Annotated in this window: 11 protein-coding genes; all 11 read right to left on the bottom strand. The window is 64.0% G+C overall.

What is annotated here, in order from left to right; all coding sequences use genetic code 11:
* Positions 1-1,299: type IV secretory system conjugative DNA transfer family protein (locus WOC76_RS23450; RefSeq protein ID WP_341431619.1), on the bottom strand; the 1,299-nt coding region annotated here is incomplete at its 3' end.
* Positions 1,265-2,296: a P-type DNA transfer ATPase VirB11 gene (gene virB11 / locus WOC76_RS23445; RefSeq protein WP_341103292.1), complete on the bottom strand. Its 1,032-nt coding sequence runs from the start codon at positions 2,294-2,296 to the stop codon at positions 1,265-1,267. The genes WOC76_RS23450 and virB11, both read right to left, overlap by 35 nt.
* Positions 2,293-3,438, bottom strand: coding sequence for a type IV secretion system protein VirB10 (gene virB10 / locus WOC76_RS23440; protein ID WP_341431618.1), 1,146 nt, complete (start codon positions 3,436-3,438; stop codon positions 2,293-2,295). The genes virB11 and virB10 overlap by 4 nt, the downstream gene beginning before the upstream one ends.
* Positions 3,439-3,453: 15 nt before the next feature.
* Positions 3,454-4,296: a P-type conjugative transfer protein VirB9 gene (gene virB9, locus WOC76_RS23435; RefSeq protein WP_341103286.1), complete on the bottom strand. Its 843-nt coding sequence runs from the start codon at positions 4,294-4,296 to the stop codon at positions 3,454-3,456.
* Positions 4,293-4,964 carry a virB8 family protein gene (locus tag WOC76_RS23430; RefSeq protein WP_341103282.1) on the bottom strand — a complete coding sequence of 224 codons (672 nt, stop codon included), beginning with the start codon at positions 4,962-4,964 and terminating at the stop codon, positions 4,293-4,295. The genes virB9 and WOC76_RS23430 overlap by 4 nt, the downstream gene beginning before the upstream one ends.
* A 2-nt stretch (positions 4,965-4,966) precedes the next feature.
* Entirely contained in the window at positions 4,967-5,281 is a 315-nt protein-coding gene (locus WOC76_RS23425; RefSeq protein ID WP_341103279.1) for a type IV secretion pathway protein, read from the bottom strand.
* Between the two features lie 79 nt (positions 5,282-5,360).
* Complete coding sequence (locus WOC76_RS23420) at positions 5,361-6,323, bottom strand: type IV secretion system protein (protein ID WP_341103277.1); 963 nt, start codon at positions 6,321-6,323, stop codon at positions 5,361-5,363.
* Between the two features lie 9 nt (positions 6,324-6,332).
* Positions 6,333-6,587, bottom strand: coding sequence for an EexN family lipoprotein (locus tag WOC76_RS23415; protein ID WP_341103604.1), 255 nt, complete (start codon positions 6,585-6,587; stop codon positions 6,333-6,335).
* A gap of 32 nt (positions 6,588-6,619) precedes the next feature.
* Positions 6,620-7,330, bottom strand: a complete 711-nt coding sequence (locus tag WOC76_RS23410; RefSeq protein ID WP_341103275.1) for a type IV secretion system protein — start codon at positions 7,328-7,330, stop codon at positions 6,620-6,622.
* Positions 7,327-9,693, bottom strand: coding sequence for a VirB4 family type IV secretion/conjugal transfer ATPase (locus WOC76_RS23405; RefSeq protein ID WP_341431617.1), 2,367 nt, complete (start codon positions 9,691-9,693; stop codon positions 7,327-7,329). The genes WOC76_RS23410 and WOC76_RS23405 overlap by 4 nt, the downstream gene beginning before the upstream one ends.
* Positions 9,686-10,021 carry a type IV secretion system protein VirB3 gene (locus tag WOC76_RS23400; protein ID WP_341103273.1) on the bottom strand — a complete coding sequence of 112 codons (336 nt, stop codon included), beginning with the start codon at positions 10,019-10,021 and terminating at the stop codon, positions 9,686-9,688. Before WOC76_RS23400 ends, WOC76_RS23405 begins: the two co-directional genes overlap by 8 nt.
* Position 10,022: the final 1 nt, after the last annotated feature.

The following is a 10,022-nucleotide window of genomic DNA, read 5'->3' as shown; positions in this document are numbered from 1 at the left end:
CCGCAGCTGCGCCGGGCTCTGGATCACCGTCAGAAGGCGGACGTTGAAGCCGGCGAGGAAGGCGACCGACTTGGCGAGCGCGCTGACATTGCCGAGCGCGGGAAACTCGTCCAGGAGCAAGAGCAGCTTGCGCTTGAGTTTCTGGTTATGGTCGGGCAATTCACGGGCGTTGAGGTCGATCGTCTGTTGGAAGAACAGATTGAGGAGCGGGCTCAGGCGGTCGAGGTTGTCGGGCGTCACCCCGAGATAGATCGACATCGGCCGCTGGCGCAGAAGCCGCAAGTCGAAATCGTTTTCGGCCGTCGCGGCGTCGATGCGCGGATTGAGCCAGAGTCCCAGGCGCGCCGTCACGGTCTTGCGCACCGAGTTCAGCGTATTCTCGGACGCCGCAAGGAAATCATTGAGCGCGGTGACGCAATGGCGCGACAAAGGCGATGGACCTGATTTTCGGGCCGTGATGATCTTGTCAAAATGCGCCTTCAGGTCCTGGCTGGAGGAGAGCTGGCGCAGGATTTCGCCGATCGTGAACGGCAATCCCGGCGTCTCGGCGACATAGCCGCCAATCGCGACGAACGCCGAGCGGGCGGCTTCGAACCAGAAGGGGTCGCCGCGGCTCTCAGCGGGAAACAGCATGACAGCGATGCGCTGCAGATCGTCGTAGAGGTCCACTGACTCGCTGCGCACGTAAGAGAGGGGGTTGTAACGGGCCGTCCGGCCGCTCTCATCAAGCGGGTCGAAGAGATGAACCTCCTGCCCATGCGCAGCGCGAAAGCCGGCGGACTTCTCCCAATTCTCCTTCTTGACGTCGAGGACCACGACCGAATCCGGCCAGTTGAGCAGATTGGGAATGACGTAGCCAACGCCCTTGCCGGTACGGGTCGGGGCATAGACGAGAACGTGCTCCGAGCCTCCGAAAGACAGAAGTTTTCCGCCCTTGCGCCCGAGCAGCAGCCCTTGGCTGGCGCGCAGGCCCGCTTCGACGATCTCGCGTTCGCTGGCAAAGCTTGCTTTGCCGTGCAGCGGCAAGGGGCGGCGCCGCAGGATCGCGCCCAGCATGCCGAAGGCGACGATCAGGCCCGCGAGAGTCGAAAGCGTCAGCCAACGATCGAGCCTCTTGTCGGCCCCATAGCGCGGCCAGGAGGCGACGATCTCGAAGACATGCAAGCCGCCGTCATGCCCGCGCAGGCCGAGCAGCAGTACATTCGAGGCCGCAAAGAGGAAGAGCGCCAGGGCGCCGAGAACGAGCGCCGCGAGGGCCGCCGCCCTAACGGGCGTGCTCGCGTTTGCGAACGGGGTCATAATAGATTTCCGTGATTCGGTAGCGTCCGTCGCGTTTTTGCATCTGAACGACCACGTCGACGAGCAGGAGCAGCAGAGAACGGATATCGTCGCGATGCAGATCGCGGCCTTCGGCGCTTTCCTTCACGAGAAGCGTCAATTGCTCAAGGGCGAGCCGGGCGCTGTCCGCATGGACCGTGGTGATCGAGCCAGGATGGCCGGAGTTGACGTTCCTAAGATAGAAGAAGGCGGTTCCGTCGCGCAGTTCCTGCAGCAGGATGCGGTCGGGGCGCATCCGCAAGCAGGATTCCAGGAGCTCGCGCGGGCCGACCTTGGCGAGGCCCTGCCCGTCCTTGGCGTATAGGAGCCGCACGCAATTCGCGTGAGGAATCACGAGTTCGGCCGCGTCTTCTATCGCGATCAGTCGCTCGTCGCCTGGGATCGCCGCGATCAGCGCTTTCGAGAGCGTTGTCTTGCCCGAGCCCGTGGCCCCGGAGATCAGAATATTGCGGCGGGTCAGCACCGCGAGCTCCAGGAACTCCCGCCATTGGCCTGATTCCTTCAAGTCGAGCAGCCGACGCTCCTCGACGGAGAGGTCTTCGCTCGCCGCGCGCACGTCGTCGAAGAGGCGCGCTTCTTCGAGCTTCTCGAGGGACATGGTCAGCGCGGCGGCCTTTCGGATCGTCAGACTTGCCGTCCCAACGGGAACCGCCGGCGGCAAGACGATCTGGCAACGCTCGTCGCCAAGGAGCGTCGTCGAAACGATTGGCCGCTCGGCGCTGACATCCTGCTTCGTGAAGCCTGCCGCGGCGGTCGCGAGATGCAGAAGATGCTCCTGTGTCAGCGCCGCCGCCTCATGCCGCGCCCAGCCGCCGGGACCCTCGACGAAGATCTCGCCGGGGCGGTTGACTATGATCTCGGTCAAGCTCTGGTCTGAAAGATAGGGCGCCAAGGGTTCGAGAAAGCGCTCGAGGACAAGGCGAGGCCCACTGCGCTCGGCGCTCCCGGCGAGTCTCATGGCTTGGTCACCAATCGAGGCGCCGCGACGCCTGTCGGCGGTCGATCGAAAGCCGGCGTGTGCGTCGCGATGGGACGAAGTCGATAAACGGAGGAAAAATCGAGATCGCGCGCGACGAACACATTGACCAGTTCGCCCTGGTTTTTGGTCAGGGTCGGCGGGATATCGATCGAGTTCTGAACGGCGACGGCCGCGCCGGTGTTCATGGCTCCGGGCGCGTTGACAATCTGGATGTCATTTGACTGCAGCTGCTGGCGGCCGATCGCGGCGGCGTCGCCGACGACCGACAGCAGGAGCGCGCCGCCAAAACGCTGCCAGAAGTGCGTGTCGATCTCGCCATCGAAGCCGGCGCGGCCGAGCGCGTCGGTTCCGGGCGACGCAAGGGCGACGATGACGCCCGTTGGGGTTTTCGCCCGTGTCCACAGCACGAACAGGCGCTGCGAACCGCGCCGGACAGTGGCGCGATACTCGCCGACGATCTGTGTGCCCTTCTCCATCAACACGACATTTCCCGAGTCGGACATGACGTCGCGCAACACGACGCAGGAGACGAAACCGGGGACGTCGGACGACATCGCCGTCTCCAGGACGCAAGGGATCGGCGTCCCTTGCGCGACGAGGAGGTTTCGATTGGGAAGGCGTGAGGCGCGTACGCCCTCGAGCGGGGTTGGCTGCAATTTGTCGAGGAGCTCGTTGTGCGGCCCCGGCCCCCCTCCCCCGTTGGGATAGAGACCCGGTTCGTCGGCAAGCGCGTTCCGAGCCGGGCGCGCCTGGAGCGGCCGGTTGTAGACGAGCACCGGCGCGCGCCGCGCGCTCTCCATCAATTGATCAGGGACCGAGGGCGTCAACGCCGCCGGCGCGGCGAGGGGAATGGAGCCTGTGACATCCGCCTCCTTTCGCGCCGGCGGCTCGCGCGCCGGCTCGAAGGCGGTCGCCTGGCGGATCATGAATTTATGGGCCGAGGGGTCGTTTGCCTTTGTCTCGCCCTTCCATGTTCCCCAGATGATCAGCGCCGCGAAAGCGGTCAACGCCGCGGCCCCGAGGCCGCGTTGGAGCGTCGCGCGCCCCCTATCGTCACTTCCCCCCGCTACCGGAGTGATGCCGCGCTCGCCCGGGAGGGCGTTGATCTGGGCTTCGGTCATTTCTTATCCTCTTGCTTACCGGCGCCTGATCGGGGCTTTCGGCAGACGCGCGACATTCGGGCTCATCGTGTTCGTGCTGGGGTTGACGCCGACCGGGTCGAAGGCTTCGTTGTAGACGCAGAGCACATCGCCGCCTTTGCGCAGCCGAAACTCCCGCGCCGTCGCATGGACGACGACAAGCTCGTCGCGCACGTCCTTGGCCGCGAGCGTTTCGGATCCGTCCGAGGCGATCAGGTAGATCGCCGGAATCTCGCGATTTCCGGCAAAGCGGAAGCTCGTCTCCTTGCCGTCGTCGAAGACCGCTTCCGGCTCGAGATCCGCCGATCCCTGCGCCGAGAAGCGCCAATTGCGCGGCGCTTCCGCGCGAGAGACGTCGAAGGTCTGCTCGATCATCGCCCCTTCGCGTTCGGCGCCCCGAGCGGCGGCCTCGAAGCGGCGGCGTTCGATCTCGTCGACCGGGTAAGCGAAGCGCACGACGAAGTAGCCCTCGGCGAGCGAGCTTTCGGCGATCGACAGCTCGAACTGGTAGGAGCGTTTGCGCCCGTCCGCCCGCGTCGTGACAACCTGCAGATTGGTGGGCGGATGCCGCTCGCGTGGCTTGAGGAACAGGATCGATCCGGCGGGCGCAACTTCCCAGGCGACCGTGTCGCCGATCGCCACATGCGCGATTTCTTCATCATCGGCGAAGACGACCTGCGTCGACGCTCGGATCACCCCGTTGATCTTGACGACATTGGCCGGATCATAGGCGACGGTGCGCACCCGCGCGTCGCGTTGACCAGCGGCCGGCTGCTGCAATGCTAACGCTGGGCCCGCACAGGCGAGCGCCAGCATGAAAAGAAAACCCCCGCGCCTCATGGCAAGACCTCCGGATCGGCCCGGTACTCCGAGACGAGAAAGCCCAGCGGGTTGATGAGGCGATCGCTCGACGACGTCGGCGCGTTGACGTAGGAGAAGGTCAAAGTCGCGATCCAATGGGTGACGCGCGTCTCTTCCCCCTTGCGGCTCTCGGCGAGATAGCGGACCGATGCGACCGTGTCGCTCAAGAGCGAAATCGCCTTGATGCGCACGTTCGCGACGCCGAAGCGGCCATGGAGAACCTGCGGGCTCTCGGGGTTGGAGCCACGATACCAGGCCGCGAAACGCGCCTGTTCGGCCGGGGCCGAGAGCAGCGAGACGGTTCGGAAGTTGGTCTCGGCTTCTGCGGCGCTATAGCCCTCGCGTGCGCGCACATAGCTCGCCAGAAAATATTTGGTGACTGCTTCGTCGTACCGCGCGGGCGTCTGCTTGAGCGCTGCGACGGTTTCGACGATGCCGGTGGAATTGTCGACCCGGATCACGAAGGGCTCCACCGTCTTCAAGGGCGCCAGCGCCGCGACCGCGCCGACGGACACGACGGCCAGGGCGCAGGCCCCGGCGGCGACGAACCAGGCGATCCGTTTGGAGCGCTGGGCGGAAAGCAACAGGTCCTGCTCCCAGCGGCGCGCATTGTCGAAATAGGCTTGCAGTTCATCGGGACGCACCATCTTCAGCCCTCCCTGCCGCAAGAGCGGTAGGAAGCGAGGTCGACGCCGCGATTGGGGTTTCTCTTGTCGCCAGCTGCGGACGCCGCCGCTGCCCCGCCTGGCGGGTTTGCCGCCGTCGGCTGGGCGCTGTCGGCCGTTCGGATCGGAGCCGAGGCAAAGGCGGGAAGAGCATGGAGCCCGATGGCGGCCGAGCCGCTTTCCCAGTCCCAAAGCGAGCGGTTGAGCGGACGCCGCGCGAGGCCGTCGCAACTGGGCGGCGCGCTCGAGAAAGTCGCGCAGCCGCCGAGCGGCCAGCCGATCAGGCACAAAATAAGCAAGCGACGCCGCATTACCTTTCACCCCAATATTGTCCAAGGGGGCGAGCGCCCCCGTTTCTTGTTGACCTGAAACCATTGATCAGACGCGCTCGATGCTGCCGCCTTGTCTGCGGACCTTCATCGCGGCGAGGCTGCGGTTCGCCGACCAGCGCGCGCCGGCATAGGCCCCCGCCGCCGCTGCGGCGGCGTTGCCGACGAGCGTCCGCGTCACCAGGCGGCTCGCCAGCGACGCGCCGCCGCCGGCGAGCCCGCCGGCGATCGACGGCAATTGCAGGGCGATATGTCCGGAAAGACCGAGCACGGCGCTAATCGCCACCGCGCCCACCAACATTTCGCCGGTGGTGGCGGCATTCGCGCCGAATTTATCGATGAAGCCGCTGACCGCGTTCAGCATCAATCCCACGAGGGCGACAACGAGCACGAGCAGGATGAGGAAATTGACGACCTGGCGGAGCCAGCTTTCGGCGAAAGGGCGGGTGGCGTCGAAGAGAGCAAGCGCAATGAACAGAGGTCCGAGCGCGATGACGATCCCGAGACCGATCTTGGCGTAGAGCAGGACCGCAAACTGCAGAAACGAGCCAACTGCGACGAAGACCAGAAGGATGGCCGCGATCAGCGCCGGCGCGATGTTGGTCAAGCCTGCCTGGTCGTAAATCTTGTTGGCGACGTCGATCCCTTTGGAGAGCAATTGGTCGAACGGCGTACCGGAAGCGACGTTGAGGCCGGAGCCAGCGATGGCGTTGCCGATCTCCTTCGGGAGAGACTCGAAAAACAGGCCCGCGACATATTGTTGGAACGACGAGGAGTTCGTGGCCAGCAACACGATCACGACAATGCGCATCGCCCGAAACGCGAAATCCAGGATTGGCTCGGCGATGGCGCCGCGCATGACGGCGAAGCCGTAAAGGATTACATACAGCATCACGGCGACGCGCAACGGACCATTGACGTAAGAGGCGAGGTTTCCCGCCGATGTCGACACGAAATTCGTGATCGGCTGCTCGAATTCGTGCAGGAAACTGTCGAAGACGTTCACGGCCATGGGGCAATCCTATTTGAGGGCGTCTTTCATTTCTTGCACCATGATTTTGTCCCGCGCCGCGCTGGCGTTGACGCAGTCGGGCGTCTTTGCGAGCGCGCCTGGATTGTCGCGGCAGGCCGTCATCGTCGCCTGCAATTCGTCGCGATGTTCGATAAACCAGGACACGGTCTTTGCCGGCTGCGAGGCCGATTGTTTCCCTGAGACGTTTGATGAAGGCGCGCGGGGCCGCCTGTCCTCGCCGCAGCCGGCGAGAGCGGCGCTCATAACGCAGGAAAGAAAAAGGAGACTGGATCGCTTCATTTCAACGCCGCCTTCATTTCGTCGACGATTTGCCGTTGCTTTTCGCGCTCGCGCTGCGCGTCCATGTCACCGCGCGCCTCCTGGATCATCGCCAGTCCCTGCATGCGGAGCACATCATTCTGCAGCAGCGCCTGCTCGGCCTGGAGCCGGGCCGATAGATCGAAAACTTCTTTCGCGTCGCTCGCCGAGCTGACGCGCTTGCGCAGTTCCTCGAGGGCGTCGATCCTTTGCGACGCCGTGTCGTAGACGGCTTGGCCGAGCGAGTGCTTGGCCCCCGCCTCGCGGGCGATGCGTTCGAGCTCGCTCTGGTAGTAGGAATTGCCGTTGCCGGCATAGGCGCGGTTCTGGGTGAGATATTGATCCACGGCATTTGCGAAACTGCCGCCGCCTTGCCCAGCGACGAGCTTTTCGATCTCCGAGAACTGCTGCGGCAACACTTTACGAAACTGCGGCGTGTTGAGGAGCGCGCCGATGTCATTGGCGTTCGTCAGCTTGTTGACGCTATCATAAAGGCGCTTGGCTTCGCTCAGCTGGTCGCGCGCAACCTGAAGCTGCGATGTCAGCGAGTCGACCTGTTTCTTCATTTCCACCAACTGGTCGAGTTGGCGCGCAAACACGCTCGGATCAAACACGACTTGCGCGGTCGCAGGGGAAGCCAAAACGCCGACGAGCGCGGTCGCGCCAATCCAGTCCGCTGTGAATTTCATTTGGCTTTCCTTCGCTCGGCATGAAAAATCGACAACCAGCAGGCAGGATCGTCGCCAACCTCTGCGCGGATACGGTCTAAGAGCTCGACGGTTTTGGTGCGGCCCGAAAGGACGGCGAGCTCGTCGTCGAAGCCCGTCAGATTTAGCTTCGCGACCACGGAGTTGTGCCCCTGCTTGACGAGAAAGCGCCGACTCTCTGGCGCGAGCTCTTCCTTGATCAGACGAAACTCGGCGTCAGTAAGATGGAAACCATCGACATAATCGGCTCTGGTCCCGCGCGCATTCGGCAGGAAGATTTGCGTCGGGCATTGCTCGACGATCGTGTGGGCGATCGGCGACGCGAGCGCGTCGCGCGGCGATTGGGTGCCAAACACCATCACACCATTCTGCTTGCGGATGGTTTTTAGCTTATTGTTCGCGAGATCGCGAAAAGCATCGTCGCCGAGCGCCTTCCAGAATTCATCGATGTCGATGATGAGGCGCCGGCCGTCAATCAGCCGCTCGACCCGATGGAAGAGGTACATCATCAACGGCGTGCGTACGGTTGGATGATCGAGAAGGTCGGTCATATCGAAACCGACGGCGCGGGAGTCGAGGCCGATGTGGTCCGCATCTCCGTCGAGAACCCACCCCAGGGGCCCGCCCTGCTCCCACCGCTCTAACCTTGCGCCGACGCCTTCCGGGTCCTGTTGCCCGAGAAAAGCCCGCAGGGCCCCGAGAGACCGCTCGTGCGGCCGGAGCCTGCCGAGCGCGCGCAGCCCCGAATCAATCCTTTGTTCTTCGGCGACTGTCAGCGGCCGATTGTCTGGCGTGACCAACTTGCGAATGAGCTGGCCAAGGAAGGAGAGGTTGACCGGCGTCAGCTCCAGGGCCTTGAGCGGCGCGCAGCCAGTCGGAACGCCGTTGCGCAATGTAAGGTAAGCGCCGCCGGCGGCTCGCACGAAAATTTCCGCGCCGCGGTCCTTGTCGAAGAAGACATAGGAGGCTCCGAGACGCTCCGCCTGCGCCAGCAGGAAATTCTGCACTACCGTCTTGCCAGACCCCGAGGGGCCGCAGATGAAGGTGTTGCCGAGATCGCCGTGATGAAAGGAAAAATAGAAGGGGGAACCGGAGGCGGTCTCGAGCATCGCCACCGCCGGGCCCCAATGATTGCCGTCTGGTTTGCCGGTGGGATAGGTATGGAAAGCGGAAAATGCCGCAAAATTGCGCGAGGTGATCGCGCCGGCGCGGGCGCGATATTTGAAGACACCGGGGAGCTGGGCCCAATAGGCCGCTTCCAGCCCAAGGTCTTCACGCGCGACCACCGCGCCGGCGTCGGCGAGCGCCCGCCGCGCCAGGCTCATGTGGTCGGCAAGCTGGCGCGGGGTCTCGGCGTAGACGAGCGCCGAGAGGTGGTGGTCGCCGAGTGCGAAGCGGTTCGATTCGAGGTCGTCGAGGGCGTCGCTCAGCTCTTCGATCTGCGAGGCAGCGGGATCACGCGCCGAGACCAGCTGGTTCTGTTTGCGCGTCAAGACGGTCTTTGCGTCCGCTTTCGACAGGAAGGCGAAGGATTGGGTGAGGACGAGCTCGAACGGAAGCGAGAGCAGGCCGTTCAATAGCCCGGGCTTGGTTGAGGCTGGATACTCCTTAATCCCGAACATGCCGGCGAAGCGCGACTCGCCGCTGCGGCGAATTTCCAGGGCTTCGCGCCCGAAGATGACCCGGTTGGTGTAGAGCGCAGAGCCGATCGGCCCTTGGGACAAGGGCGCCGGCAGCCATTCACCGGAGACCAGCGCATGCAGGAGCTCCATCGGCTCGGAAAAAACGACGCCGTGGCGCTCACAGAGTCTCAGTCGGCGCGGCCCATAGCGCTCGAGCGCCGCCGTGATGTCTCGCGCAGCGTCGCCAAGCCGCTTCAAGCCTTCCGCATCAACTTCCGAGGCGACCCCGGCCGCGCGGCCCAATCGCTTGAAGAAATCGGCGGCGGCGTCGGTCGTGGCGCGGCCCGGATGCCAAACGAGCGTGAGGTAAAGGTCGTTGCGAAAGAGCCGTTCACTCTGGAGCTTTGCATGATAACGGGCGTCGAGCGCGGCGGCGAAGGCTGAACGGAATTGGCCTTGAGGGTACTCCATCGAGCGACGGCGCACGAGATGCGCCCATAGCGCGAGACGCTCGTCGACGAGATTGCGCAGGGTCAGATTGAGCTTGGCGTGGAGATCGTTGATATCGGCCGTCGCTGCGGTCTCGAAGGAGACGCCGTCGAGCTTGATCACCGTGATGAGGGCGCGTGTTGATAGGCTGATGACGGTTCCGTCCACATGCCTCACGAACGGCAAATAGACATCCGACTCGAGCTCGCGCGCCTTAACGACAGCCTTACGCATGGGCGAAGCCCTTCGCTCGGTAAAGCCGGACGAGGCGCAGCGGCGTGCAGGAGGAGCCGCCCCACAACGCCGCGTTGCGCATCCGCCCGCGCGTCTCGAGCCAAGCGAGAAGAATGCGGAACATGTTGGGATCGTGCCGGCAGATCATCTGATTGACGCCATGAATGGGAAGCGCGACGAGCCCGTAAAGAATGCTGCCCGCCGCAAGAAAGAGAATGCACGAAAAGATCATATTGAACGCCATCGCCTCGATGGTGACCCCGGCGATCATCGCGGGGCGGGTGCAGGCGAGAAACAGCGTGTCCTCAGTGAGGCGGGGCCGCTCCATC

Source organism: Methylocystis sp. IM3 (assembly GCF_038070105.1).
Lineage (GTDB): Bacteria > Pseudomonadota > Alphaproteobacteria > Rhizobiales > Beijerinckiaceae > Methylocystis.
Note: the sequence above shows the minus strand (reverse complement) of the source record. Positions and strands in the feature narration are given on the sequence as shown.

Coding starts and splice junctions, on each gene's coding strand:
- virB11 (WP_341103292.1), bottom strand. CDS start 2,296: ATGAGACTCGCCGGGAGCGCCGAGCGCAGTGGGCCTCGCCTTGTCCTC.
- virB10 (WP_341431618.1), bottom strand. CDS start 3,438: ATGACCGAAGCCCAGATCAACGCCCTCCCGGGCGAGCGCGGCATCACT.
- virB9 (WP_341103286.1), bottom strand. CDS start 4,296: ATGAGGCGCGGGGGTTTTCTTTTCATGCTGGCGCTCGCCTGTGCGGGC.
- WOC76_RS23430 (WP_341103282.1), bottom strand. CDS start 4,964: ATGGTGCGTCCCGATGAACTGCAAGCCTATTTCGACAATGCGCGCCGC.
- WOC76_RS23420 (WP_341103277.1), bottom strand. CDS start 6,323: ATGGCCGTGAACGTCTTCGACAGTTTCCTGCACGAATTCGAGCAGCCG.
- WOC76_RS23415 (WP_341103604.1), bottom strand. CDS start 6,587: ATGAGCGCCGCTCTCGCCGGCTGCGGCGAGGACAGGCGGCCCCGCGCG.
- WOC76_RS23410 (WP_341103275.1), bottom strand. CDS start 7,330: ATGAAATTCACAGCGGACTGGATTGGCGCGACCGCGCTCGTCGGCGTT.
- WOC76_RS23405 (WP_341431617.1), bottom strand. CDS start 9,693: ATGCGTAAGGCTGTCGTTAAGGCGCGCGAGCTCGAGTCGGATGTCTAT.
- WOC76_RS23400 (WP_341103273.1), bottom strand. CDS start 10,021: ATGGAGCGGCCCCGCCTCACTGAGGACACGCTGTTTCTCGCCTGCACC.